Origin of the sequence: Pseudomarimonas salicorniae (assembly GCF_023156535.1) — a bacterium.
GTDB lineage: Bacteria > Pseudomonadota > Gammaproteobacteria > Xanthomonadales > Xanthomonadaceae > Pseudomarimonas > Pseudomarimonas salicorniae.
This window is the reverse complement of the sequence record NZ_JALNMH010000011.1, coordinates 177,963-204,034: the sequence shown is the minus strand read 5'-3', so window position 1 is coordinate 204,034 and position 26,072 is coordinate 177,963. Positions and strand designations below refer to the sequence as shown.

The following is a 26,072-nucleotide window of genomic DNA, read 5'->3' as shown; positions in this document are numbered from 1 at the left end:
GAATCCGACACCAGCATGCCGAACGTCGCCAGCGGCACGCAGTATCTATCGCGTTCTGGCGCCGACTTCCCCTAGAGTGCGAGGCACGTCGCCCGCATGGAAGGTCTCGATGAAGCACATCGCCTGCGTTGTCTCGCTCATTGCCTGTTCGCTGATGTACCAGCAGCCAGCGGAGGCTGGCCGACCCGACCAAGGCAAACAGGCCTCCGGTGCGTGCGATCAGGGCGCCAGCATCGGGGCAGGTTCGGCTAACGAGCCTTCACAATGCACTTCGGCGAAGAAGACTGGCACGCCCACAGGGAAGCCGGTCTCCAAGGGTGCACCGCTCTACAGCTTCATCGTAGGAGACGGTTCGGGAGGAGGAGGAGGCGGCGGCGGCGGACCAGGCGGCGCGGGAGGCGGAGACGACGATTCGATCTCTTCACTTGGCAGCCAAGGAAACGTGCTGATCGGCGATGGCTCGGGCGGCGGCGGCGGTGCCTCACCCGCCGGCTCGTTCATCGGTGGTGGCGGCGGCGCAGCGGGATCCGGCAACGACACCCTCATTGGCAATGCAGCGAACGACATCCTCATCGGCGACGGCTTCGGTGGCGCCCAGGGAGGCTTCTACGGAGGATTTGGTGGGCTTGGCGGCGGCGGCGGCGGCGGCGGCGGCGGCACCTGGAACGTCGGACCACCAGGCGCGGTTGGCGGACTGTGCGCCGGCGGCGGCGGCGGCGGCACCAAAGGAGGCGCAGGCGGACCGACACTGGTTGCGGGCTGTGGCAACCCAGGAGGTGGCGCAGGCGGCAATGGTGGCGCATCCCAGGCGACCGACTCCGGGGTAGTGGGGCCAGGCGGAGGCGGCGGTGGCGGCCGCGGCGGCGGCGGCGGTGGGTTCGGTGGCAGCGGAGCCAGTGCTGCAGGCAATACGCAGACGCACACGTTGACGGGCTCGGGAGCGCAGGAGGCATTCGCCTACTTCACCGAAGCCACGATGCGAACCCTGGCCACCTATCCGGCAGGATTCGGCAACGGCGCCGACACGCTGAACGGCAAGGGCGGCAGCAACGAGCTCTTCGGCCTGGGAGGCAACGATACCTTCATCATCGACTCCAGTGACAACGCCACCCGAAACCGCATATGGGACTTCACCCCCGGCGATCAGATCCTGCTTCAAGCCAACGGCGTCACCCAAAGCACCATCGCGGCTATCAACGCGTCCATCAGCGGCCTGACCGTGGGTGACTTCGACGGCGATGGCAGTGCGGACGACGCGCGTTTCCCCTGGGGGGCCGGGCAGGTGGATGTGATCAACCCGCCGATGTACTCCATCGGCGGGACGGTGACTGGACTGCCCGCCGGCAACAACGTGGTACTCCAGCTCAACGCCGGCAACAACCTCACCGTCGGCGCCAACGGCGGCTTCAGCTTCCCGACGAGGCTTTTCGACGGCACAGCGTTCTCCGTCACGGTGCTCACGCTTCCCGCCACGCCGAACACCGCGTGCAGCGTCGGCGGCGGGAATGGCACGCTGTCGGGCGCCAACGTCACCAACGTCACGATCACTTGCACCACGACCTACACGGTCGGGGGCACGGTCAGCGGTCTCGCCTCCGGGGCTACCCTCACCCTGCGCAACAACGGCGGTGACGATCTCGCGGTGAGTGCCAACGGGGCCTTCCAGTTCTCCACGCTGCTTGCGAATGCCAGTGCCTATAGCGTGACCGTCGCGATCCAGCCTGACGGCCAGACCTGCGAGGTCAACAACGCCTCGGGCACGATCGCCTCCGCCAACGTCACCAACCTTGGGGTGGTGTGCGCGCGAAACACCTTCAACCTCAACGATACAGGCGAGACCCGCTGTTTCGATGACACCTCAACACCGACAGGCACCGTGGGCGTAGACCCGACGCCGGAGGCCACCGGCTTCGAAGGTCAGGATTGTTCGTTCGGCGCAGCGGCGGCAGATGCTGCCGGTGCACAGCTGAAGATCGGCGGAGCCAGCGTACCCGGCCGGGACTACACCAAGATCTCCAACAGCAGCGCTGCGCTGCCGGCGAGCGCATCCCAAGGCGCCGGGGCGAACGACTGGGGCTGCACGCGAGACAACGTAACCGGGCTTATCTGGGAACTGCGTCCTAACGACTCCAGCCTGCGCGACCGGGACCATCGGTTCTCATGGGCGGGCAGGACCAATGACGAGGGCGACACCTGCAACGGCCAGACGGCCAGCTGCAACACCGACGCCTACGTCGAGGCTGCAAACAGCGCAGGCCTCTGCGGATTCAACGACTGGCGACTGCCAACTCCCATCGAGCTGCTCAGCCTGGTGGCGTTCAAGGGCAGCAGCAGCAATCTGATCGACGAGACCTGGTTGCCCGACCAGGATGATGCCCAGGCCTTTGCGGGGTTCTGGACCGATCAGGGCGCACTCAACAGCATCATCTACCCTCCCACCGCTGGGACGCCCCCCGTCGCCAACGGCGCCTGGCAGGTGAGTTTCGACATTGGCCGGCCGTCGGAGGACAGCGTTACGACGGCAAGGCACGTGCGTCTGGTGCGCGGCAGCAAAGTGTCCACGACCCAGCGATTCATCGTGTCCGACGCGCGGGTGGCCGGAGAGTTCACGACCACCGATGCCCTGACCGGTCTGGAGTGGAAAACCTGCCAACAGGGCCTGTCCGGCAGCGATTGCACGACGGGAGCCGAAGCCCAGTTCACTTCCTGGAGCGCGGCACTGCAGGCCGCCGGAGAAACCTTCGCCGGCAAGAGCGACTGGCGACTGCCCAACATCACGGAACTCGGCTCCATCCGGGATTTTGAAACGGAGAACTTCGCCACCCTGGATCAGGCTGCCTTTCCCAACAGCAACCAGGGCTTCGCGACCTACTTGTCCTCCAGCAGCGACCCGGCATTTCCCGACTCTGTGCTGCTCTACCGCTTCCAGAGCACGCTGGCGATCCAGAGCGGCTCGAAGTCTGGCTCCGCACCTGTTCGCCTGGTGCGCGGGGGCAACTTCCTTGGTGCTTACACGGCGAATGCGGATACAACGCCGGATAGCTTCAGTTTCGCCAGCGCAAGCGCGCCGCTCTCGACCCTGGTCGAGTCTGCGGCGATCACGATCTCCGGCCTGGGTGCCGACGTCCCTGCCAACGTCACCGTGAACGGCGCCACTGAATCGGCCTACTCGGTCAACGGCGGCCTATGGCTGACCCGCGTCGGCGCGGTCAGAAACGGAGACTCCTTGCGTGTCCGTCACCGCACCGCCGGCGCTGCGGCTGCCACGGCGACCACCACGGTGAATATCGGCGGGGTATCGGCGAATTTCGTCTCCACTGCGGTAGGCCCACCCACGGCGCCGCTCAACGTCGTCGCTTCAGCCGGAAACCGTCAGGCCACGGTGAGTTTCGATGCACCCGCCAGCAACGGCGGTGCAGCCATCACCCGTTACACGGCAACCAGCACGCCGGCCGGGCGAACCGGAATCTGCAGCGTGTCCCCGTGTACCGTTGCGAATCTCAACAACGGCACCAGCTATACCTTCACTGTGGTCGCCAGCAATGGCCTGAGCGGGCCCGCCTCCTCGCCTGCCAGCAACGCGGTCGTACCGCAGGCACCACAGACGATCACCTTCGGCGCACCACCTGCGCTCGTCGCAGGCGGCAATGCCTTCGTCAGCGTATCGGGCGGTGGATCAGGCAACCCCATCGTGCTGACTTCGCAGACGCCATCGGTCTGTTCCGATCCCCAATCCCAACAGGTGATCGGCCTCGTCCCGGGCAGCTGCACGCTCGCCGCCAACCAGGCAGGGAGCGCGGCCTATCTCCCAGCGGCCGAAGTCACCTTGACGTTTACGGTCGGCAAGGGGCCGCAGACCATTACCTTCAATCCACCAGCACAGGCATCCGTAGCTCAGGGAAGCTTCCAGGTCTCCGCAACCGGCGGGCCCAGCAGCAACCCGGTGACCTTCAGTTCCTTGTCCACCGGCATCTGCACCAGTGGCGGCACCAATGGAGCCACGATCACCGCATTGGCGGTGGGCACTTGCCAACTGCGGGCATCCATTGCTGGCGATGAAAACCTTGAGCCGGCATCGGTCGACCGGAGCATCACGATCGTGGCGAACTTTCCGCCGACGATCGCCTTCGTCTCGGCCTCGCCGCGACTCAACTTTCCGATCAATCACAACGCCTTCCTGCCGCCGTTTGGTGCTTTTGACCACGAGCTGGTGGTGAATGACCCCGACGTCGCTCCCGGATCGACCTTCCAAAGCTCGGGTCTCACCCTCTCGGCATCGATCAGTGGCGACCCGGGCGGCAGCCCGGCCACCGCAATTGACCTGTCTGCCTACCGATCGCTGACCGAGCGGACCCAGCCCGGCGGCACCACTTCGCGGCCGGACGGCAGCTTCGGAGCCTACGGAACGATTTCCGCGCGGCAGTGGCTGGATGCGAGCGTCAGCATCACCCTCGAACCGGCAGCACTTCCCGATCCCGGGCAGCGGACAATCACCTACACAGTGACCGACGCCAACGGCGCCAGCGCCTCCGTAGTGCGCACGATCGAACTGCTTGATCTGAATCAGCCGCCTACTGCCAGCTACATCAGGTCTTCACTCGAGTCCTTCAGCAGCGCGGGCGAGTACACGATTTCGGGTTTCGTGAGATCGGCGAATGCTGGAGCCGCCAACGAGGCGGGCCAGACCGTTGAGCATGTGGTGAGCGTGATTCCCACACCGGGCAGCTTGCTTACCCCGACGAATGTCCGGATCGAGGGCAGCAATCTGAAGTTCGACGCCGGCCCGATCGAAGGCGGCTCGACCCAGCGCGACACCACGGCACTCTGTACCTACCCCCGCGACAACGGCCCCGGGGCGTGTAGCGTCCCCGCCAACGCCTGCCAGAGCCCTATTCAACCGCTGATTGTGGCCTCCACAGAAGGCCAGCGTTGCGGAAGGGCCCAGCGGAGCACCCTTGTTCACAACGATGGATCAACCGCTGCAATTTTCTACTACATAGATCTGCTGCAATTTGACTCGTTGTTCTCGAGGTTCAGCCGCTCCGAGAGCAAGGGAGGAGCCACCACGTCGCTCGACGCCACCTATCGCTTTGAGGTCAGTAATTTGGGCGGGGGTGCGGCATCCGGCGCGAGGATCCTGCTGCCGCTGCCGGCCCAGGCGGCCAGCGCCACATGGACCTGCACCGCAACCACGTCAGCCTGCAGCCCCGCCAGCGGAAGCGGCGCGATCGATCTGCTGGTCGACCTCCTGCCCGAAGAGAGCGCGGTGATCTCTCTGCAGGTGCGGGCCAAGACCGGTGCGGCCTATCTGGAACTGAAGCCGGAAGTCCGGTTGCCGGCCGGGAACCAAGGGCAGGTGCTCGATGCGGGGCGATTCGTCATCAGTCCGGTTTCGAACAGCTTCATCCACGTTGGCGGCTTCGAAGGACCGGCACAGCCGTAGAACCTTCCCTTCCCAGACTGACCACAGCCCTGCGCGTCTCCGCTCACAAGCGGAGACGCGCAGCAGGTGCCTGCTCTGCCGGCGGCACAAGAAGCGAGCAAGCGCATCTCCCAAGCGGGGCCAGTGCGGCCCCGGGCCTGCCGTGAGTAGAGTCTGTTCGTCCGGCTTAGACCGGCGCGGCCTCGGCTACCGGCTCCACCGTCACAGCCACTCGCGGCAGATGCGCGCCGCCGCCCAGAATTACCCCGCGCTGGGGTGAGACGTCGCCGAAGTCGCGGCCCCAGCCGAGGACGATGTGCTCGGTGTCGGGGATGACGTGGTTGGTGGGGTCGAAGTCGATCCAGCCCTGCTTCGGGCAGCGCAGGGAGACCCATGCGTGCGAGGCGTCGGCGCCTACCAGGCGCGGTTTGCCCGGCGGCGGATGGGTGAGCAGGTAGCCGCTGACGTAGCGCGCCGGCAGGCCCAGCGCGCGCAGGCAGGCGATCATCAGGTGGGCGAAGTCCTGGCAGACGCCGCGACGTTCTTCCAGCACCTGGGCCAGGGGCGTGGCGACCTGGGTCGCCCGGCTGTCGAACTCGAACTGCTCGTGGATATTCGCCATCAGCGCCTCGGCTGCGGCCAGCAGCGGACGGCCGCGCGGAAAGCAGTCGGCGGCGAACTGGCCGAAGGCCTGCTTCACCGGCACGTAGGGCGACTGGAAGCGGAACCGGCTGGCCTCCAGCACGGCGGCGTCGGGGACGAATCCGGCGTGGTAGCGGTACAGGCTGCAGGCCTCTTCCCAGGGCGGCGAGTCCTCGACGTTCACCGGCGCCCGCGGCGTGATCGACACCTGCATGGCCATGCGCACCGAGAGCGCGGCATGCGGGCGGTCGAACTGCAGGCGCACCACCGGATTGCCGAAGGCATCGAGGGCCTGCTCCTGGCGACCGGGCTCGGGATCGCAGTCCAGTGACCAGTCGATCACCCGCTGCCTCGGCAGCGGCCGCGGCGCCAGATGCAGCAGCTGCTCGGACAGCGACACCGGCGCTGCGTAGTCGTAGTGGGTGTCGTGCAGCACGCGATAGCGCTGGGCGCGGATCGAGGGCAAGGCGCTCATGTCGACCAGGTCATCTGGCTGTGGTCGTCGACCTGGGCGAAGTAGCGCGCGACCAGGCGCTCGGAAAGCACGTGCAGGGCAGTGGACAGCGCGCCCAGCAGCACCGACAGCTCGCGCGCCGGCTCGCTTCCGGGGCCCGCCAGCAGGCCGCTGACCTCGAAGCTGCGCAGTCGCTCGCGCGTGCCTTCCAGGCCTTCGATGGCGCCCTCGGGAGCGGCCGAGAAGCCGATCTGCGCCAGCGTTGCGGTCAGTCGCTCGAGCTGGAACAGCATGGCGTGCGGATTGTCCTCGTCGAGCAGGAGCAGGTCGAGGACCGGCATCAGCTGCGGCGAGGCCAGGTAGCGGGAACGATAGGTGATGGTGACGTTGCCCAGCTCCAGCCACCAGCCCAGCGCAGCGGCGTCGCGGGGCGGCCCTTCGAGCAGGGGCAGGACCTGGGCGATCTGCGCCTGCAGGCGCTCCAGGCTGCGCCCGACCATCAGGAAGCGCCAGCTGTCATCGCGGGTCATGTCATCCAGCGCGAAGCCGCTCAGCGCCGAAAGGGCGGTGAGCAGGCGATTTAGGAAGGCCGATGCCCTGCCCTCGCCGAAACCCGCGGCGCCCAATGAGGCCGCATCGCGCTGGATCTCCATCACCGTGCGCCAGTTCTCCATCGACAGCCGCGCGCGCACCTCGGACGCCGACCAGCACAGGCGGCGCAGGTTGACATGCAGGCTGTTCTCCCAATCGACGTCGGCGATCGCCCGCAGCAGGTCGGCGGCGTCGGCGCCGCCAGTGGGCACCCGGCCGAGCTGCCGGGCAAGGCCCAGCCCCATCTCGAAGACCTGCGGATCGAGGTCGTCATCGATGCGATTGAGCAGGCTGCGCAGCAGGCGCGCATGGACGTCGCAGCGCTCGGCGTAGCGGCCGAGCCAGAACAGGTTCTCGACGGTACGCGAGAGCAGGTGCGGGTCGCGACGTACCACGCTGTCGATTCGCCGCAGGCTGGGCGCGGCGCGCTGCGGTGCGTCGGCAAACACCCAGGTGTCCTTGCTGCTGCCGCCGCGCTGCATCGAGACCACTTCGGCACCGCCCGGCTGGGCGACACGGGTCAGGCCGCCGGGCATCACCTGGAAGCCTTCCGACGTGGCCACCGCGTAGACGCGCATGGTGACCGCGCGGGCGACCAGGGCATCGCTGCCGTCTCCCGGCCAGACCGGCGCCTGCGACAGATGGACCTGCTCCTGGGCCACGTAGGCACCCGGCCGGCGGCGCAGCCGCGCACGCAGCGCGCGCAGGCCGGCGCGATCCAGATCGGCGCCGTAGACCGGCTCGAAGCCCTGCGAGGGATAGGCGCCCTTGATCACCAGCTGCGGCAGCTTGCGCAGGGCATCGCGCAACGTGGCCTCCTCGCCGCACCACCAGGTGGCCACCGAAGGCAGGGACAGCGGCTCGCCCAGCCACTTCTCGGCGATCGCCGGCAGGAAGCCCATCAGGCCCGGCGACTCCAGCACGCCCGAGCCAAGCGCGTTGGCCACCACCACCCGTTGCGCGCGCACCGCGTCGAGCAGGCCGGGCACGCCGAGCGCCGAGTCGGCCCGTAGCTCGAGCGGATCGCACCAGTCGTCGTCGAGCCGGCGCAGGATGGCGTGCACGCGCTGCAGGCCGCCGAGCGTCTTCAGGTAGACCGTCGCGTCGCGGACGGTCAGGTCCTGCCCCTCGACCAGGGGAAAGCCGAGCTGACGGGCCAGGAAGACGTGTTCGAAGTAGGTTTCGTTGAAGCGGCCCGGCGTCAGCAGCACGATGAGCGGCGGCTCGCCGTCGTCCTCGCAGCGCTGCAGCAGGCTCTCGTGCAGGGCGTCGAAGAAGCCGTCGAGGCGGCGGATGCCCAGCTCGCGGAACAGTTCGGGAAAGGCGCGACCGACGATGTGCCGGTTCTCCAGCGCGTAGCCGGCGCCGGAAGGCGTCTGCGTGCGATCGGCCAGCACCCACCAGCGGCCATCCGGGGCGCGGGCGAGGTCGGCGGCGTAGACGTGCAGCCAGGCATCGCCGCGGGGGCGCACACCCTGCGCCGGCCAGAGGAAGTTGCCGTGGCCGAAGACCAGATCGGGCGGCAGCAGCCCTCCCGAGAGAAGCGTCTGCTCGCCGTACAGGTCGGCCAGGACGCGCTCCAGCAGCCCCGCACGCTGGGCGATCCCGGCAGCCAGCGGCGCCCACTCCTCGGACGTGATCAGCTGCGGCAGCATGTCGAGGTCCCAGGGGCGGGCGTCGCCCTTGGGGTCGGCATAGACGTTGTAGGTGACGCCGTTTTCCTGGATCTGCCGGGCGACGAACTCGCAGCGCTCGCGCAGGCCCTCGGGCGGGATCTGCTGCAGCCGGCGGATCAGCGATTGCCAGTGCGCGCGGGGCCGCCCCCCTTCATCGAGGCAGAGCTCATCGTAGCGATCACGGGCTGGGCGGTAGCGCGCGAGCAAGGGATGCATGACGTCCGGAGCGGGAACCCAGCCGCAGTGTGTGCCCAGCCGCCCCGCTTATCCAGCCCGCGCGGGTATTTCCCCAAGGCCGGGGAAAAACGCCAAGGGACCTCCGGACTCAGTGCAGAAAACCGCCCTGGGGGTGGAACGGCTTGACGACGTCGTGGACGAACTGGATCTTGCGCAGCGCCGTGTACGGCAGGGCAAACGGGTACGCATCGCCCTGCCCCAGGCTGCGGTTGAGGCTGTTGGCGACCAGGGTGAGCGGCGTCCAGCGCTTGAGCAGGTCGATGAACTCCGGCGTCAGCGAGGACGACTCCGGCAGCAGCGCGAGCATCCGCGAGTCGTCGAAGGCCCCCACCTCCAGCTGCCAGGCGCGGGCGGTCTGGATCAGGTCGACCATGTGCAGGTAGTGAGCCCAGGTCTCGGCCCAGTCCTCCCAGGGATGCATGGTGGCGTAGCCGCTGACGTAGGCCGACTGCCAGTCCGCCGGCGGCCCGTTGTCGTAGTGGCGCTGCAGCGCGGCCGAGTAGTCCTCGCGCTCATCGCCGAACAGCGCGCGGAACGGCTCCAGCAGGGGCGAGTCCTTGATCAGCAGGTCCCAGTAGTAGTGCCCCGACTCGTGGCGGACGTGGCCGAGCAGGGTCCGGTAGGGCTCGCGCAGATTGATCTTGCTGCGCTCGCGCTCGACCGGGTCGGATTCGATGGCATTGATGGTGATCTCGCCCGAGGCGTGGCCGGTCAGCACCGGGCGGTCGGCGTCGAGCTGGCGCAGGAAGTGGAAGGCCAGCCCGCGCTCGGGGTCCTCGCTGCGCGGGCGCACCGGCAGGTAAAGATCGAGGACATTCGACATCCAGCTGCGCTTGGCGGCCTCGAGGTCACGCCAGGCGGCCTGGTTCTCGGGCAGCGACTGGTCGGGCAGCGAGACGGTGAGCCGACAGCACAGACAGATCGTGTTCGGGTCGTCCTCGCGCAGCATCCAGTTGCAGGCGCAGGCGGTCTGGAAGTTGGCGCAGCGACGCCAGGCCTCATCGCCGCGGCCATGACGCAGCAGCCGGCCGTCAGACTGCAGCCAGAACGTGCCCTGGCAGCGCTCCTCCGCAAGAAAGCCCAGCTCGGCCTGGCACTGCACGCAGGCGCTGCTGCTCAGATAGGTCAGCGCCCCACAACTCTCGCAGCGAAAAACTCTCATCGGCTTCAGCTCGTTCTGGCAATACGACGCAAGGTACCGCGTGAACGGGACCGGGCGCTGAACATGGGCGCGATGCCGCCCCGGCGCATCCCGCCGGATGGGTGCCCCGGTTCCTCGCAACGGGAGGGAGCGCCACCCATGACGATGCGCCGTAGTCGTCGACAGGTACGCGAGATGTCGATCCGGACAGGCTTGGTTGGTGTCCACAAGGGGCGCGAAGTTCGCATTCGCCCCGGCCCCGCTGTAGGAGCCAGCTTGCTGGCGATAGGCGCCCCGGACGGAACGATCGCCAGCAAGCTGGCTCCTACACGCAACGTCGCTGCCAGGTCCGGTTTGCGCTGCAAAGCAGGCCTTGCCGCAGTCAAATTGTGGGAGTGCCCTCGGGCGCGACCGCAGCGCTACGGATTCACCACAGACCGCGGCCAGAGCGGAACTCCGCGGTCGCGCCCAAGGGCACTCCCACAGAATATCGGCCCATTTGATGAACCGTGGCGAATGCGAACTTCGCGCCCCTTCTTCGCATTGCTCAGCCGGTTCGGGCGATTGAACGCTACGCGCGGTGCGGCGAGCCGCACCCTATGGATGCTCAATCGCCACTTGCTACGACGCCGACTCCGATGACCTGCGCAGGTCGAGCGTGAACGGGAATTCTGGACTGGCCTGCGCGTCGGCGGTGACGGCGATGCGGCCGCTGCTGTGGCCGATGCGGAAGAAGCGCGCCAGCCGCCGGCTCTCCGCCTCGAACGCGTTGACCGGAAACCCGGTGTAGTTGCGTCCACCCGGATGAGCGACGTGGTACTGGCAGCCCCCCAGCGAGCGCTGTGACCAGGTATCGACAATGTCGAAGGTCAGCGGGGCATGCGGAGGGATGTTGGGATGCAGGGCGAGGGTTGGCTGCCAGGCGCGGTAGCGCACGCCGGCGACGAACTCGCCGACCTGGCCGGTGGGCCGCAGCGGCATGGGCCGGCCGTTGCAGGTGAGCAGGTATCGATCGGGCGGCAGTCCGGTCAGCTTCGCCTGCAGTCGCTCGACCGACGAATCGACGTAGCGCACCGCGCCCCCGGCAGCGCCCTCCTCACCCATCACATGCCAGGGCTCGAGCGCGTGGCGCAGCTCCAGCTCGATGCCCGCCAGCGCGTAGTCGCCGACCCGCGGGAAGCGGAACTCCAGGTGAGGGGCGAACCACTCCGCGCGCAGCGGGTAGCCGGCGTCGCGGGTCTCGCCGATCACCTCGTCCAGATCCCGCTCGATGAAGTAGGGCAGCATGAACCGGTCGTGCAGTTCGCTGCCCCATCGGGTCAGCCGCGCAGGCCGGTAGGGATGCTCCCAGAACCGGGCAACCAGGGCCCGCAGCAGGAGCTGCTGGGCCAGGCTCATCCGCGCATGCGGCGGCATTTCGAAAGCGCGCAGCTCGAGCAGTCCCAGGCGGCCGGTGGGGCCGTCCGGCGAGTACAGCTTGTCGATGCAGAACTCGGCGCGATGGGTGTTGCCACTCACGTCGATCAGCAGGTTGCGCAGCAGCCGGTCGACCAGCCAGGGCTCTGGATCGGCGCCGGGCTGCGGCATCTGCTGGAAGGCGATCTCCAGCTCGTAGAGCGCGTCATTGCGCGCCTCGTCGATGCGCGGCGCCTGCGAGGTGGGCCCTACGAACAATCCCGAGAACAGGTAGGACAGCGAGGGGTGGTTGTGCCAGTACGCGATCAGCGACTGCAGGAGGTCCGGCCGGCGCAGGAACGGCGAATCAAGCGGCGTCGCCCCGCCCAGCACGAGGTGATTGCCACCGCCGGTGCCGGTATGCCGGCCGTCGACCATGAACTTCTCTGCGGTGAGGAGGGATGAGCGCGCCGCGGCATAGAGGTGCGTCGTGCGATCAACCAGCTCAGCCCAGCTCGAGGAAGGCTGGACGTTGACCTCGACCACACCCGGGTCGGGGGTGATGCGGAAATTCTGCAGGCGCTCGTCGCGGGGCGGTTCGTAACCCTCGATGACGACCGGGTGGGCGAGCTCGGCCGCGGTCGCCTCGATGGCCGAAACCAGCTCGAGGTAGGCGGCCAGCTCCGACAGCGGGGGCATGAACAGGTAGAGGCGCCCGTTGCGCGGCTCGACGCACAGGGCCGTGCGCACCAGGCCCGCCGCTTCGCCGCCCTGCCCGTCGGTGCCGGCAGTGCCGGCGCCCGGCCCCGCCGTCGTCGGTGCGGCATCGCTGTGCCCGTCGCGCCCGGCCTCTTCTGCGACGGCCGCCCGTTCCGGCGCACGCAGGCGGGCGTGCGGAGGCAGCGGCGATGGCGGGGCGGCGGGATCGCGCGGGTGGATCCAGGGGTAGTCGTTGGGCGCCACCCAGGGCTGCGAGTCGAGTGGCAGCCGATAGCCGATGGGCGAATCGCCGGGAAGCAGCAGGCAGGCGCCGCTCCGCAGGTACCAGGCTCCGCTGCGCCAGGCCCCGTCCGAATGGGCCAGCGGCAACACGTGACCCACCACCTGGCCAAGCCCCTGGTCAAAGACCTTCATCAGGCGGGCCCGCTCCAGCGGATCGGTCAGGCGCGGGTCCGAGGGCTCGACGTTTGCCGGCAGGCAGCGCTCGCGCCACAGGTAGTAGAAGTGGTCCTCGCAGGCGGGTATCGCCAGCGATCCGTCGACTCCCAGGCGTTTCGCGAGCGCCTCGAGGAAGCGCGCGGCCAGGTCGGCATCGGCACCGTGGTCGTCACGCTCGTTCGCCAGCCAGCGCGCATCGTTCCAGATCGGCTCGCCATCAGTGCGCCAGAAGCAGGCCAGCGACCAACGGGGAAGCTGTTCGCCGGGGTACCACTTGCCCTGGCCGAAATGGGCCAGGCCCTTCGGGGCGTAGCGCTCCTTGAGCTGCCAGTACAGATCGCCCGCCCGTTCGCGCTTGGTCGGCCCCAGCGCCTCGGTGTTCCACTCCGCGCCATCGGGGTCATCGATGGCCACAAAGGTCGGCTCGCCCCCCATGGTGAGCCGCACGTCCATTTCCTTCAGCCGCGCATCGATCCTGTGACCGAGCGATTCGATCTCCTCCCACGCTTCGTCGGTATAGGGCCGGGCGGCGCGAGGCGCCTGGGCGATGCGTTCCACCGCCATGGCGTGGTCGAACTCCACCTCGCACCTCTCGTGCCCGCCGCTGATGGGCGCCGCCGAGGCAGGCTCCGGGGTGCAGGCAAGCGGGATATGCCCCTCGCCGGCCAGCAGTCCGGAGGTGGGGTCCAGCCCGATCCAGCCCGCGCCGGGCAGGTAGACCTCGCACCAGGCGTGGAGGTCGGTGAAGTCGGTTTCCGGACCGCTCGGGCCATCCAGGGACTTCTCGTCGGCCACCAGCTGGATCAGGTAGCCGGAGGCGAACCGGGCCGCGACACCGAGATGGCGGAACAGCTGGACCAGCAGCCAGGTCGAGTCCCGGCAGGACCCCGCGCCGCTCTCGAGCGTCTCCTCGGGCGTCTGCACGCCAGGCTCCATCCGGATCAGATAGCGCACGTCCTCGCTGATCTTCTGGTTAAGACCGACCAGGAAGTCGATGGTGCGCTCGGCCTTGCGCGGAATGCCGTCGAGGTACTCGCGGAGGCGCGGGGTCAGCGGAGCCGCCTTGAGGAAGGGCCTGAGCTCCTCTTCCAGTTCCTCGGCGTAGGGAAACGGAAACTGCTCGGCCCGCGGTTCGAGGAAGAAGTCGAAGGGATTGAGCACCGACATCTCGGCAACCAGATCCACCTCGATCCGCAACTCGCGGGTCGGCTCGGGAAACACCAGCCGCGCCAGGTAGTTTGACTGGGGGTCCTGCTGCCAGTTCAGGAAGTGCCCCTCCGGCAGGATCTTCAGCGAATACGAAAGGATCCGCGTCCGGCAGTGCGGCGCCGGGCGCAGGCGTACGGTCTGCGGCCCCACGGTGATCGCGCGGTCGTAACGATAGGTGGTGAGGTGCTTCAATGCGACATGGATCGACATGGCTCGACTCGCTTGAGGCTCGAAGCCATCGTCTCACGTCAGGGCGACAGCAGTTCACCTGCGTGATCCCCGGCGCGGCGCCTTGCCGCGCCAGTACGGCCTGACGCGCGTTCCACGCAGCCATGACGTCAAGCTCAGGCGCGAGGCACTCGACTCGTCAGGGCATCGCGGTGTCGGACAACGCCGAAGGCGGATTCCGCAGGGCGAATCGCCGCGCTTCGCCTGGCCCGAGCCCTCACCAGGTTCCGGCGGGCCCGGCGCGGGACCGGCTCAATGGCACACGGAGGAACCGCGGCTCAGTAGCTGCACTGGAAGTACAGGACGTCGTTCTGGTTCAGCGCGACGGTCTGGCCAAGGCTGATGGTGCCGGACTTGCGCAGGTGGATCTCGTCGCGGTGCAGGCGCAGCTCGTCGTCCTCGCCCAGCTTGACGTAGGTGCCATTGGTGCTGCGGTCGGCGATGATGAAATAGCCCTTCTTGAACTCGATCAGGGCATGGTTGCGGCTGACCCACTCGGTCTCCACGACCAGGGAGTTGGTGCCGTCGCGGCCCATCGAGAAGGGCTGCGAATTCTCGTTGAGCTCGATGACCTGACCACGGAAGCGCAGGCTGAGCTTGACGTTGGTGGTGCCGCCGTCATCGATGCGGATCGCCTTCTGCACCGTGGTGACGTTGGAGGTGTCTTCCTGCCAGATGATGTCGACGATCTCGATCGGCAGCAGCTTGCCGCTGACCCGGGCGCGGCCCAATGAACGCGAACGGATGTTGCCGGCGTTGGTCAGGTTCTTCAGCGTGGTAGCGGTGGTGACGATCTGCTCGCGCTTGGCCAGCGAGGCCATGCGCGCCGCGGTGTTGACCGAATCACCGAAGACGTCGCCGTCCTCGACCAGGGCATCGCCGTGGTGCAGGCCGATGCGGATGCCGATGTTGTCCTTGACGAAGTTCATGTCGTGCATGACCCGCTTCTGCATGTCGCAGGCGGACAGCACGCCCTGCATGGCGCCGGGGTAGGTGCACATGACCTCGTCGCCGATGGTCTTGATGACCCGGCCACCGTGCTTGTTGCAGACCTCGGTCAGGGCGGCCAGCACACCGGCGATGATCCGCCGGGCCTCGACGTCTCCGCGTTGCTCGAACAGCTTGGTGCTGCCGGCGACGTCTGCAAAGAGGGTGGTGAGCTGGGTCGGCTGACTCATGGGCTGGGATGATAGGGGAAGCCGGCTGCGCCGTCACCCGACCCCAAAGGGAGGGTGCCGGCGGCCTTCGGCCGGGCCCTGTCCTGCGCCCTGTCAGGCTGGCCGCGGGGTCGGGGCGGTGGCCTCCTGGCCCAGCTCACGGGCCGCGGCGACGATGTCGTCCTCGCCGGGCAGCACCAGCAGGGCGGCGCCGGCCAGCGGAGTGTAGGTATCGGCCCCGACCACCCGGCGCAGCGGCAGGTCGCCCAGGCCGGCCTCGACCAGGGCGGTGATGATGCCCTCGCCCACGCCGGCGGCGCGGCGGCCTTCGTCGACCACCAGGACGCGCCTGGCCCGGCGAGCCTGCTCGACGATCGCGGCATCGTTCAGCGGCACCAGCCAGCGCAGGTCGAAGACGCGCCCCTTCCAGCCGAGCTCCGCCTCGATCCGGCGCATTGCCTTCAGGCTCATCGGGACACCATTGCCGAAGGTCAGCACCAGCAGGTCCTCGCCCTCGCCGTAGACGCGCCCCTCGCCGAGCTCCATGGCCTCGCCCGGCGCCGGGTAGGCAGTCAGCCAGCCCCCGTCGCCGGCCTCGTACAGATCCTTGGTCATGTACAGGGCGATCGGCTCGAGAAAGGCACAGACCCGGCCGTCGACACGGGCCAGCGCGGCGAGGGTTCGGAGCATGGTCGCGGCATCGTCGCCGCGGCTCGGGCAGCCGACCACGAGCCCGGGGATGTCGCGCAGCGCGGTGATCGAGTTGTCGTTGTGGAAGTGGCCGCCAAAGCCCTTCTGGTAGCCCAGCGACGCGATCCGCATGACCATCGGATTGCGGTACTGGTCATTGGAGAAGAACTGCAGGGAACAGGCCTCGCCGCGGATCTGGTCGCAGGCGTTGTGGAAGTAGGCGAGATACTGGATCTCGGGGATCGGCAGCATGCCGAGGTTCGCGAAGCCCTGGGCAAGGCCGAGGATGATTGTCTCGTCGAGCAGGGTGTTGAATACGCGCCGCCCGCCGAAGGCCTTGTGCAGACCCTTGGTGACGGTATAGACGCCGCCCTTCTGGGCAACGTCCTCGCCGAACAGCAGCGACTCCGGGTACTTCGCCAGCAGGTCGTGAAGGGCCTGGTTGATCTGGATGGCGAGATGCTTCGGCGCCTGCCTCTCGGGCAGCCTGGCCTCGCTGCCGAAGACCTGCAGGCGGCGCTCGTCGTAGTCGGCCCGCTTGGCTTCGGCGCGGACCGCGTCGGGCGTGTACGGGGCCAGGGGACGCATGACCTCGGCCAGGCTGGTGATCTTCGGCTTGCGATCCGCCTCGGCGGCGGCTGCGAAGCAGCGCTGGCGCATCGCCTCGTAGCGCTCCATCACCTCATCGGCGTCCATCAGGCCGGACTCCATCGCGATCGCCGCCGAGCGCAGCAGCGGATCGGTCGCCTCCACCGCCACCAGCTCCTCGATCGAGCGCCATTCGATCTCGAAGTCGGTGCCGGCGTGGCCCATGATGCGGGTGGTCTTGAGGTGCAGGAAGGTCGGCCTGCGGGTGCGCCGGCAGTGCTCGACGGCGCGCTGCACGGCGCCATAGCCGGCGGCGAGGTCAAGGCCGTCGGCGAAGAAGTAGTCGAGGTCAGGGCGCTGCTGGAAGTTGCGCGCGATCCAGCCGGCCGGGGTCTTCACCGAGATGCCGATTCCGTTGTCCTCACAGACGAAGAGCACCGGCGCCGGCAGCTTCTGGTAGGCGGTCCAGGCCGCGGTGTTGAAGGCGGTCTGCGCGGTGGCATGGTTGCTCGAGGCATCACCGAAAGAGCAGATCGCGATGCTGTCCTGCGGGATCGGCAGGCTGTGACCGATGCGCCGCGCCTGCTCCACGGCCATCGCCGTGCCGAGCGCCTTGGGCAGGTGCGAGGCGATGGTCGAGGTCTGCGGCAGGACCCAGAGCGGCTTGCTGCCCCAGACCTTGTGCCGGCCGCCGGAGGCCGGGTCGTCCTGGCTGGCGGCGAAGCTCAGCGCCGAGTCCATCACCGGGTCCATGCCGGGCAGCTTGCGGAAGCGCTCGGCCATGAAGCCGCCGGAACGGTAGTGCAGGAAGGCCGGGTCGGTGTGACGGGTGAGCCGGGCAACCATCGCGTTGCCTTCGTGGCCGCTGGAACCGATGGTGTAGAAGACCTTGTCCTGCTTGCGCAGCACGCGGGCCATCAGGTCGAGGTGGCGGGAGACCAGCTGCGATTCGAACAGGGCGAGAAAATCGGCCGCGGTGCAGGCGCTGCCCGGCAGCACCGGCTCGTCATCCGCCGGCCGATCGCGCACCTCCCCCTGCCAGGCGCGGACGAACTCGGTGAAGTTCACGTCGCAGACTTCGGCGCGGTTGAGATTGCGCATGCGCGCGGGGATGGGGGTGGCGATGGCAGCCATGCGGAGCGGACCTGCGAATGTGAAAGCCGCGTATTGTAGGCCGGCGCGGCAGATCGCGTGCGCGCTGGGGGTGGGTGCAGTCCGCGGTGGGCCGGGGGTTGCCCTTCGATACCGCAGGGCGAACGGCTTCCGGGGCGCCGGGGCCGGGCTAGAAGCCGCGGTCGCTGAAGGCCTCGAAGCGCAGCGGCAGGGCCTCGGTGACGTCGCGGCTGCATTCGCTGTCGCGGGTCACCGGCCACTGGATCAGGAAGCGCACCGGCTGGCCGGTTTCGCCGATGGCGGCCTGGATCAACTTGGCGGCCCGGGGGTCGTTGTACCAGGACTCGGTGATGATCCAGTCCAGCGCGCCCCAGCCCTCGTCCTCGAGCTGGCGCTGGTATTCGCGGAATATCCAGCCCTCGTCACGGCCGCCGGTTTCGCCGTACAGGCTGAAGCCGAGCACCGGCGGGCGCTGGCTGCCATAGATGTAGTCCATGTGCTTGGCGCGGGCATCGATGCGGGTACGGTCACTGTCGCTGACGAAGGAGAAGCCCAGCGTATTGGCAGTGCCGAACTCGGCGACGTAGGCGCGCCAGACGAAGCGTGCGTAGTCGCTCCAGTCCTCGAAGTGCGGGACGTCGTCGACGATCACCGAGCCGACATTGCGCGCCCGGGGCATGCCCTCGGCAAACAGGTCGGTGCGATGGCGCAGTCCGGCTCCGGTCAGCAGCGGCTCGATGGAGCGGATCAGCGACCAGTTCTCGTCGCGCAGGGAGTCGTTCCAGCCATCCTCGTTGCGCACATCGTTGGCGCCCTGCGGGTGGTAGCGGAAGATCACCTCGCTGAAGGCCGCGAAGCGGAGATCCAGCAGGTAGTCGAGCAGGTTCTGCTCCATCTGCGGATGCAGGCGGCCGCCGGTCGAGTCGAGCACGGTGCCGGTCACCCGGCCGTCGGGGCTCGCGATCGGCGAGCGCTGGTGGTAGAGGCTGACGCTGATTCGGTCCTGGCCAGCGGCACGCAGCCCGGCCAGCTGCTTGAGCACGCGCGTCCGCACCCCGGGAAGGTGGTAGTTGGCGATGATGCCGAAAGGCTCGCGCTCGCAGCCCGGCCCCAGCGCATACCAGTTGTGCGTGCTGCCGCCACGGGCCATCGCCCGCGGCGGATCGAAGGCGTTCTTGAACACTCGCTCGGCGGGCCCGGTCGCGCCGGCCAGGCCGGCGACGCACAGGGCGATCGCGGCGAGGCCGGAGGCTGCAAGGGGGCCGGCGCCGCGCCGGGGGCGATGGGTCAAAACGCGTTGATCCCGGTCAGCTCACGACCGACCACCAGCTGGTGCACGGTCTCGGTGCCCTCGTAGGTGATCACCGATTCGAGGTTCAGGGCGTGGCGGATCGGGCAGTACTCGGTGGTGATGCCCGAGCCGCCGAGGATGTCACGCGCCTCGCGGGCGATGTCCAGAGCCATCCGCACGTTGTTCCACTTGGCCAGCGAGACCTGGGTCGGCTTCAGGTTGCCGGCGTCCTTCAGGCGACCGAGCTGCAGGGACAGCAGTTGCGCAAGGGTGATGCGCCGGGCCATGTCGGCCAGCTTGATCTGCACCGCCTGGGTCGCGGCGATCGGCCGGTTGAACAGCACGCGGGTCTTGGCGTACTCGGTCGCCTCGGTCAGGCAGGCCTGGGCGGCGCCGATCGGACCCCAGGTAATGCCGTAGCGGGCCTGGGTCAGGCAGCCCAGCGGACCCTTCAGGCCGCGCACGTTGGGCAGCCGGTTGGCGTCGGGGATGCGCACGTTGTCGAAGAACAGGCCCGAGGTCACCGAGGCGCGCAGGCTCATCTTGCGGTGCACTTCCTGGGCAGTGAAGCCGGGGGTGTCGGTGGGCACGATGAAGCCCTGGATGCCGTCCTCGGTCTGCGCCCAGACGATGGCGATCTGGGCGAGATTGCCGTTGGTGATCCACATCTTGGCGCCATTGATGACCCAGTCACCGCCGTCGCGCTTGGCGTGGGTCTTCATGTTGGCGGGATCGGAGCCGCCGTGCGGCTCGGTCAGGCCGAAGCAGCCGATCACCTCGCCGGTGGCCATGCGCGGCAGCCACTCGCGGCGCTGCTCCTCGCTGCCGTAGGCGTAGATCGGGTACATGCACAGCGAGCTCTGCACCGAGACGAAGCTGCGGATGCCCGAATCACCGCGCTCCAGCTCCTGGCAGATCAGACCGTAGGAGACCGCATTGAGTCCGGCGCAGCCGTATTCCTCGGGCAGGGACGAGCCCAGCAGGCCGAGGCTGGCGATCTCCGGCAGCAGCTCCTTGGGGAAGCGACCCTGGTCGAAGCAGTCACCGATGATCGGCAGAACCTTCTCGTCGGTGAAGCGGGCGACGCTGTCCTGGATCATCTGCTCTTCTTCGGAGAGCAGCGAGCGGATGTCGAACAGGTCGGTCGGGTTCAGGGCCATGGCTACGGTACCGGTCGGGAAACCCGGCATTTTAGCCCGGAAGGGGTGTGATGCGCCCGTGTCCGGCCCTGAACCCGCGAAGCCCGGGTGCTGCCTCAGCCGCGCCCGTCCCGAGGGGCCGTCGCGGCCGGGTCCTGGGGCAGCAGGCTGCTCAGCGGGACCGAGTTGCCGGCCGGCTGCTCGGCCAGGCGCGAGGTACCGGAACGGTCCTCGTAGCGCCAGCTGACGTCATAGGCGACCACCGCCGGCTCGGTACCGATCTCGATCTTCGGACCTTCCGGCTTGACCACCATATGCCGGCTGGCGCTGCCGCCGTCCGGCGTGCGGTAGGTGACCTGGAAGCCATTCGGCTTGTCGACCGTCTCGGTGATGTCCTTGCAGACGGTCTCGACGTCCTGGTAGCGCTGGCCACCGACGTGTCGACGGTCGATCTCGCGGCCGGCCAGGGCGCCGCCGACGGCGCCGGCGACGGTGGCAGCCTGGCGACCGCTCCCGCTGCCGACCTGACTGCCGAGCAGGCCGCCGACCACGGCGCCGATGGCCGCGCCGTCCTTGTCACCGAAGCGTTCGGGACGGCGTCGCTCGACCACACGATCCTCGCAGGCCTGGCGAACCTGCTGCTGGGTCAGGGTGACCGGAGTGACGGTCAGCACCTCGGCGTAGACCGGACGCTGCTCGGTGACCGGCGTCACCGAGACGACTTCGGCCATCGGCTGGCCAATCTGGCCGCAGGCGGTCACGCCGACCAGCAGCGCGGGAATGATGAGTGCTAGGGGCTTGCGCATTGTTGTTCGCCTCTGAAGGGGGACTTGCCGCCACTCTCACCGCCCCTGGCTGAACGCCGCCTCACCTTGCGTTTCACTGCTCGTGGTAGCGTGAAATGCAAGCCAAACGGTCCGGAGCGTCCGCATGCGCCTGAACCCCATCTCGCTGCTCGGTGACTACGCCGCCGACCTGCGGTTTCCCACGCTTTTCAAGATCACCCTGCTGCTTGCGCTGGTCAGCTGGCTGTGGCCGTTCGACCCGATCCCGTTCATCGACGAGATCCTGACCGCGCTGGCCACCGTGCTTTTTGCAAGCTGGAAGCGGGAGCGCAGCGAGAAGAATCCGCCGCTGGAACACGACCCGCCGCGGCAGTGAGCTGGTTCGACAGCCATTGCCACCTGGATGTCGACGAGTTCGCCGAGGACCGTCCGGCAGTCCTCGACCGCGCCCGCCGCGCCGGGGTCGAAGAGCAGCTGGTGCCGGCCATTGATCGCGCGCATTGGCCGGCCCTGGCTGCCCTGGTGGAAGCCGAGCCGGGCCTGTATCCGGCCTACGGACTGCATCCGATGTTTCTCGACGAGGGCAGCGACGACGACCTCGCCGCCCTGCCCGGCTTTCTGGACCGCCACCCGGCCGCGGCGATCGGCGAGTGCGGCCTCGATCACTATGTGGAAGGCCTCGACCGCGAGCGACAGCTGCGGGTCTTCCGCGGCCAGCTGCGCCTCGCCCGCGAGCGCGACCTGCCGCTGGTGGTGCATGCCCGCCGCGCGGTTGATCTGGTGATTGCAGAGATCCGCAATGTCGGCGGGTTGCGCGGCGTGGTGCACAGCTTTTCCGGCAGCGCCGAGCAGGCGGCCCAGCTCTACCGCCTCGGCTTCTCGCTGGGTCTCGGCGGGCCGGTGACCTATGAGCGCGCGCGTCGACTGCGCGCCCTCGTTGCGGAGATGCCGATCGACCACCTGCTGCTGGAGACCGATGCCCCCGACCAGCCGCCGAGCTGGCGTCGCGGCCAACGCAACGAGCCCGGCGAGCTGCCGCGGATCGGCGCCACCATCGCCGCCCTGCGCGGCATCGCCCCGCAGGATCTGGCCGTCGCCACGCGCGACAACGCGCGGCGCCTATTCGTCCGCTGAGGCTGCGGCCCGGGCCAGCAGCAGCTGGATCGCCCGACCGGCCATGGCGAAGGCGAAACTGCCGGTTATGTGTGTGGCGGCGCCCAGCCCCGCCCCGCAATCGAGCTTGAAGGCGGCATCCTTGCCCAGCTGGGGTCGGGTGCCGCAGACGCTGCCATCGGCCTGCGGATAGCGCACGTTCTCCAGCGAGTACACCGCCGGCACACCGAAGTAGCGGTCCGGGTTCTTCGGGAAGTTGAACTCCTGGCGCAGCTTCTTGCGGATCAGCGCGAGCAGGGCGTCATGTTCGGTGCGCGAAAGGTCGCGCACCCGGACCTGGGTCGGGTCGGTGCGGCCGCCGGCCGAACCCGAGACGATCAGCGGCAGCTTGCGGCGCCGGCACCAGGCGATCAGCTCGACCTTGCTTCGGAAGCTGTCGCAGGCATCCAGCACCAGATCGACGCCCTCCAGCAAGGCTTCAAGATTCGAGGCTGTGAGCATCTGCGCCAGGGGCTCGACCTCGGCCTCGGGATTGATCAGCCGCGCCCGCTCGGCCAGCAGGGCGACCTTGCTGCGACCGAAGCTGCCTTCCAGCGCCGGCAGCTGGCGGTTGACGTTGCTCTCGCAGACGTCATCGGCATCGATCAGGCGCAGGCGACCTACACCGCTGCGCAAGAGGGCTTCGACCAGCCAGGAGCCGACGCCGCCGACGCCGACCACGACCACCCGCATGCGGCCCAGCGCGGCCACGCTGCCATGGCCATACAGGCGGTCGATGCCGGCGAATCTCGGGGGGGCGGTCGCGTTTTCCACTCGTCCTGGGGCGGGGGGTGCTGGATCGGGCGGCAAGGGTAAAGCATTCTGCCCTTCCCCTCTTAGCGGAGACCGCGCGTGAAGGCACTGGCCTGGATCCTTCTTGGACTGATGATCGGCGCATTCGCCACGCTCAGCGTGCTCAATGCCCTGCGCCCTGCGACCGCCTTCCCCAAGGGCGTCATGGCCCTGTTCGGCCACCACCTCGGCGCGGCCCGCGACCAGGTCACCGCCGGAAAGTGCGATGCGGATCTCGCCCGCCACGTCGAGGCACTTGCCATCCTGTCGCGGGACGTGCGCCCGGCCTTCCTGCCGATCGGGGAGCAGGACGAACTGTTCGGCGACTACGCGGACAAGCTTCAGCAGGCTGCCGAGTCGGCCCGCCAAACCGCGTTGACCGACTGCGCCGAGGCCGGCGAAGCCCTCGGCCGGATCGGCGACAGCTGCAAGGCCTGCCACCGCGATTTCAAGTCGTAGCCGACCCGGCTCCGACCCGCGGACGCCCACCTCCGTAGCGGCGGATACTCGTGACATAAAGATCCTCAGACAGGTAGCACTACCGTCCGTCGGATAGAGATCCCCCTAGGGTGAAACCCCTATTGTCAGCGTGAACGCGACCTGAATAAATCGACCCTGCGCTCGGTGCCCGCGCACTCCGTACGTCCTGACGCAAGACCAGCGCCCGACAGGGGCCGGCGACTGGGGGCGCACCGTCATCCTGTTGGGAGTCTCACATGCGTTCCGTGCTCGCCGCGGCTCTTGCCGCTGCCCTGCTGTGCCCGCTCGACCCGGCGCTCGCCGCCGGCAATACCGACATCCGCTTCGACGGCGAAGACCTGGTTTCTGCTGCCGAGATCCAGGATTGGCGCGCCAACCCGGCCAACCGCTCGATCCGCGCCTTCCACCTCGACCGCGGCCAGCTGTCCAAGCGCGGAGGCTCGATCAGCCTGCAGCTGGCCCCGGGGCTGTCGCTGGACGTCACCGAAGTGCGCAGCCGCCGCGACGAGAGCGGCCTGCTGATCTGGGAAGGCCTGCTTACCGATCTCGCCCGGACCGGCAAGTCCGGTGAGGTCGCCTTCGACCCGATGAACAGCGTCACCCTGGTCGACAACCACGGAAAGCTGACCGGCAGCGTCCGCGTCGATGGCCAGCTCTACAAGATCCGCCCGCTGTCCTCCGGCGGTCACGCCATCATCGAGTTCGATGAGACCCTGGTCCCGGCCGATCATCCCGAGGGAGTCCACGTGCCGGACGGCCCGCTGGCAGGTGCCCTCGCCCGCGGTGAGTTGCAAGGCGACAGTGCCAAGGCCAACACCACGATCCGCGTGATGAGCGTGGCCACCACCGCGGCCAAGAACGCCGCCGGCGACATCGTCGGCCTGGTCAACCTGTCGATCACCGAGGCCAACCAGAGCTATGCCAACTCCGGCATCAGCATCACCCTGCAGTCGGCCGGCGTCTACACCGCGAGCTACACCGAGTCGGGCAGCTTCAGCACCGACCTCGCACGCATCCGCGGCACCACCGACGGCTATCTGGACAGCGTGCACAGCCTGCGCAACCAGCAAACCGCCGATGTGGTGATGTTCTTCATCAACAACAGCAGCTCCTGTGGCCTGGCCTCGGCCATCGGCGCCAGCGCCACCACCGCCTTCGCGGCGGTGCATTGGGACTGCGCCACCGGCTACTACAGCTTCGGCCATGAGATCGGCCATCTGCAGGCCGCCCGCCACGATCCGGCGAACGACCCGTCAACGACGCCCTACGCCTACGGCCATGGCTACCAGGCGCCGTCGAAGGCTTGGCGCACGGTGATGGCCTATGCCTGCACCGGCGGCTGTCCGCGCATCAACTACTGGTCCAACCCGAACCGGACGTATGGCGGCGTCGCCATGGGTACCGCGGCCACCCACGACAACGCGCGGGTACTGAACAACACGCGGGCTTCCATCGCCGCGTTCCGCTGAGCCCCAACTCCTGCCGCGGCGCCCTGGCCGCGGCAGGAGCCCCCGCCGTTCGTCGGCCCGTCTGCGGCGGCGCAGCAAGCCCCCTTCCGCGCAGCGCAGCGCTCGCCCAGCCATGCACTGCGGCAACGCAGCAAGCCCCCTGCCCTTTGGTACAGCAGGCAGACCCCGCCACCGGGCCTAGCGTGAGCTCGCGCACACAGCGCGATGATCGGGGAGGATCGTTCGATGCGGATCTGTTCTGGACTGCGGCAGCTGACCGCGGTGGCGATGCTGATGCTGGCCGGTGGCGCCTTCGCGCAGTGCCGCGACAGCGTGGTCCTGGTGCATGGCAATACCGGCTCGCCCTCGGATTTCAACAACACGGTGAGCGAGCTGCAGCGGCGCGGCTACGCCGCCAGCCAGATCCACCGACCGGCCTGGGGCAGCCGCAGCTGCGCGGCCTGCAATGACCACTACGGCAGCGAGGAGGCCCCGGTGCTCGACGCCATGATCGAGGCCATTGCCGGCTCCTGCACCGGCCGGGTCGACGTCATCGGCCACTCGATGGGCGTGACGCTTGCCGGACGGGTCATCAAGCGCAATGGACTGCGCGGCTATGTGCAGAGCTTCGTCGGCGTCGCCGGCGCCGTACGCGGACTGTGGAGCTGCGGCAGCTGGCCGTACAACGTGTGGACCAGCACCTGCGGCAGCTGGGGCCTGTCGGTCGGCAACCCCTTCCTCAACGACCTGTACGGCACCCGTTTTGCCGACCGCGTGCACTCGATCAAGTCATGGTCGGACCAGATCGTCTGCAGCACCGGCGTGTGCACCGTCGGCGGCGTGCACAGCTCCTCGATCTGGGGCGAGAACAGCAGCACCACCTATGCGCTCGCCCACTACAGCCTGCTCACGCAAACCGCCGCGCGACAAGTCGACCTGATCCAGTAACCGGGGCCAGGGGGTGAGGCAGAAAAGGGCGCGAAGCAGATATTCATAGGGTGCGGCTTGCCGCACCGGGCATACCTTCCAAACGCCCGTATCGGTGCGCCAAGGCACACCCTATGGGGCTTCGCTGACGCCCAACGAAGCCCGACTGTGGGAGCGTCCTTGGGCGCGACCGCGGCGTATCGGATTCACCAGACACCGCGGGCAGAGCGGATCTCCGCGGTCGCGCCCAAGGGCACTCCCACAATTTGACTGCGGTAAGGCCTGCTTCGCGGCACAAACCGGACCTGGCAGCACCGTTGCATGAGCCAGCTTGCTGGCGATCGTCCCATCCGGGGC

General features: G+C 68.3%; 16 protein-coding genes. 6 read left to right on the top strand and 10 right to left on the bottom strand.

Annotated features, from left to right (window positions below; translation table 11 throughout):
* Nucleotides 1–109: 109 nt before the first annotated feature.
* Nucleotides 110–5,443 (top strand): Lcl domain-containing protein, encoded by a 5,334-nt coding sequence (locus tag M0G41_RS14035; protein ID WP_282452933.1) that lies wholly within the window; start codon nt 110–112, stop codon nt 5,441–5,443.
* Nucleotides 5,444–5,609: 166 nt separating this feature from the next.
* On the opposite strand, the gene M0G41_RS14030 is transcribed toward M0G41_RS14035, so the two are convergent.
* The 9 genes from M0G41_RS14030 to M0G41_RS13990 all read right to left on the bottom strand — a co-directional run bounded on the left by M0G41_RS14030 (nt 5,610) and on the right by M0G41_RS13990 (nt 20,937).
* Nucleotides 5,610–6,539 carry a transglutaminase family protein gene (locus M0G41_RS14030; RefSeq protein ID WP_248210422.1) on the bottom strand — a complete coding sequence of 310 codons (930 nt, stop codon included), beginning with the start codon at nt 6,537–6,539 and terminating at the stop codon, nt 5,610–5,612.
* On the bottom strand, nt 6,536–9,001 hold the full coding sequence (locus tag M0G41_RS14025) for a circularly permuted type 2 ATP-grasp protein (RefSeq protein WP_248210421.1): 2,466 nt from the start codon (nt 8,999–9,001) through the stop codon (nt 6,536–6,538). Before M0G41_RS14025 ends, M0G41_RS14030 begins: the two co-directional genes overlap by 4 nt.
* 109 nt (nt 9,002–9,110) lie before the next feature.
* A complete protein-coding gene (locus M0G41_RS14020; RefSeq protein ID WP_248210420.1) occupies nt 9,111–10,184 on the bottom strand; it encodes a zinc-binding metallopeptidase family protein in 1,074 nt (357 codons plus the stop codon).
* Between the two features lie 600 nt (nt 10,185–10,784).
* Nucleotides 10,785–14,135, bottom strand: a complete 3,351-nt coding sequence (locus M0G41_RS14015; RefSeq protein ID WP_248210417.1) for a transglutaminase family protein — start codon at nt 14,133–14,135, stop codon at nt 10,785–10,787.
* Between the two features lie 296 nt (nt 14,136–14,431).
* On the bottom strand, nt 14,432–15,331 hold the full coding sequence (locus M0G41_RS14010; protein ID WP_248210416.1) for an adenylate/guanylate cyclase domain-containing protein: 900 nt from the start codon (nt 15,329–15,331) through the stop codon (nt 14,432–14,434).
* A 93-nt stretch (nt 15,332–15,424) separates the two neighbouring features.
* Nucleotides 15,425–17,722 carry a thiamine pyrophosphate-dependent enzyme gene (locus M0G41_RS14005; RefSeq protein ID WP_248210414.1) on the bottom strand — a complete coding sequence of 766 codons (2,298 nt, stop codon included), beginning with the start codon at nt 17,720–17,722 and terminating at the stop codon, nt 15,425–15,427.
* Between the two features lie 148 nt (nt 17,723–17,870).
* Complete coding sequence (locus tag M0G41_RS14000) at nt 17,871–18,992, bottom strand: hypothetical protein (RefSeq protein ID WP_248210412.1); 1,122 nt, start codon at nt 18,990–18,992, stop codon at nt 17,871–17,873.
* Nucleotides 18,989–20,152, bottom strand: coding sequence for an acyl-CoA dehydrogenase family protein (locus tag M0G41_RS13995; protein ID WP_248210410.1), 1,164 nt, complete (start codon nt 20,150–20,152; stop codon nt 18,989–18,991). The genes M0G41_RS14000 and M0G41_RS13995 overlap by 4 nt, the downstream gene beginning before the upstream one ends.
* Nucleotides 20,153–20,247: 95 nt before the next feature.
* On the bottom strand, nt 20,248–20,937 hold the full coding sequence (locus tag M0G41_RS13990; protein WP_248210408.1) for a glycine zipper 2TM domain-containing protein: 690 nt from the start codon (nt 20,935–20,937) through the stop codon (nt 20,248–20,250).
* A gap of 124 nt (nt 20,938–21,061) precedes the next feature.
* Between M0G41_RS13990 and M0G41_RS13985 the strand changes: the two genes are divergently transcribed.
* Both M0G41_RS13985 and M0G41_RS13980 read left to right on the top strand, forming a co-directional pair.
* Nucleotides 21,062–21,292: a DUF6116 family protein gene (locus M0G41_RS13985; RefSeq protein ID WP_248210406.1), complete on the top strand. Its 231-nt coding sequence runs from the start codon at nt 21,062–21,064 to the stop codon at nt 21,290–21,292.
* Complete coding sequence (locus M0G41_RS13980) at nt 21,289–22,050, top strand: TatD family hydrolase (protein ID WP_248210405.1); 762 nt, start codon at nt 21,289–21,291, stop codon at nt 22,048–22,050. The genes M0G41_RS13985 and M0G41_RS13980 overlap by 4 nt, the downstream gene beginning before the upstream one ends.
* Here the strand turns inward: M0G41_RS13980 and M0G41_RS13975 are convergent.
* Entirely contained in the window at nt 22,036–22,842 is an 807-nt protein-coding gene (locus M0G41_RS13975) for a tRNA threonylcarbamoyladenosine dehydratase (RefSeq protein WP_248210404.1), read from the bottom strand. The genes M0G41_RS13980 and M0G41_RS13975 overlap by 15 nt on opposite strands.
* 78 nt (nt 22,843–22,920) lie before the next feature.
* On the opposite strand from M0G41_RS13975, the gene M0G41_RS13970 reads away from it, so the two are divergent.
* The 3 genes from M0G41_RS13970 (at nt 22,921) to M0G41_RS13960 (ending at nt 25,736) form a co-directional block, all read left to right on the top strand.
* Nucleotides 22,921–23,319, top strand: coding sequence for a cytochrome c (locus tag M0G41_RS13970; protein ID WP_248210403.1), 399 nt, complete (start codon nt 22,921–22,923; stop codon nt 23,317–23,319).
* Nucleotides 23,320–23,576: 257 nt separating this feature from the next.
* Entirely contained in the window at nt 23,577–24,809 is a 1,233-nt protein-coding gene (locus M0G41_RS13965; RefSeq protein ID WP_248210402.1) for a M12 family metallo-peptidase, read from the top strand.
* A gap of 225 nt (nt 24,810–25,034) precedes the next feature.
* Complete coding sequence (locus M0G41_RS13960) at nt 25,035–25,736, top strand: alpha/beta fold hydrolase (protein ID WP_248210401.1); 702 nt, start codon at nt 25,035–25,037, stop codon at nt 25,734–25,736.
* Nucleotides 25,737–26,072 lie beyond the last annotated feature (336 nt).

Excerpts from the sequence above, each read along its gene's own strand:
- M0G41_RS13985 (WP_248210406.1), top strand. The coding sequence starts at position 21,062 with ATGCGCCTGAACCCCATCTCGCTGCTCGGTGACTACGCCGCCGACCTG.
- M0G41_RS14015 (WP_248210417.1), bottom strand. The coding sequence starts at position 14,135 with ATGTCGATCCATGTCGCATTGAAGCACCTCACCACCTATCGTTACGAC.
- M0G41_RS14035 (WP_282452933.1), top strand. The coding sequence starts at position 110 with ATGAAGCACATCGCCTGCGTTGTCTCGCTCATTGCCTGTTCGCTGATG.
- M0G41_RS13965 (WP_248210402.1), top strand. The coding sequence starts at position 23,577 with ATGCGTTCCGTGCTCGCCGCGGCTCTTGCCGCTGCCCTGCTGTGCCCG.
- M0G41_RS13995 (WP_248210410.1), bottom strand. The coding sequence starts at position 20,152 with ATGGCCCTGAACCCGACCGACCTGTTCGACATCCGCTCGCTGCTCTCC.
- M0G41_RS13990 (WP_248210408.1), bottom strand. The coding sequence starts at position 20,937 with ATGCGCAAGCCCCTAGCACTCATCATTCCCGCGCTGCTGGTCGGCGTG.
- M0G41_RS14020 (WP_248210420.1), bottom strand. The coding sequence starts at position 10,184 with ATGAGAGTTTTTCGCTGCGAGAGTTGTGGGGCGCTGACCTATCTGAGC.
- M0G41_RS14030 (WP_248210422.1), bottom strand. The coding sequence starts at position 6,539 with ATGAGCGCCTTGCCCTCGATCCGCGCCCAGCGCTATCGCGTGCTGCAC.
- M0G41_RS14025 (WP_248210421.1), bottom strand. The coding sequence starts at position 9,001 with ATGCATCCCTTGCTCGCGCGCTACCGCCCAGCCCGTGATCGCTACGAT.
- M0G41_RS13960 (WP_248210401.1), top strand. The coding sequence starts at position 25,035 with ATGCGGATCTGTTCTGGACTGCGGCAGCTGACCGCGGTGGCGATGCTG.
- M0G41_RS14010 (WP_248210416.1), bottom strand. The coding sequence starts at position 15,331 with ATGAGTCAGCCGACCCAGCTCACCACCCTCTTTGCAGACGTCGCCGGC.
- M0G41_RS14005 (WP_248210414.1), bottom strand. The coding sequence starts at position 17,722 with ATGGCTGCCATCGCCACCCCCATCCCCGCGCGCATGCGCAATCTCAAC.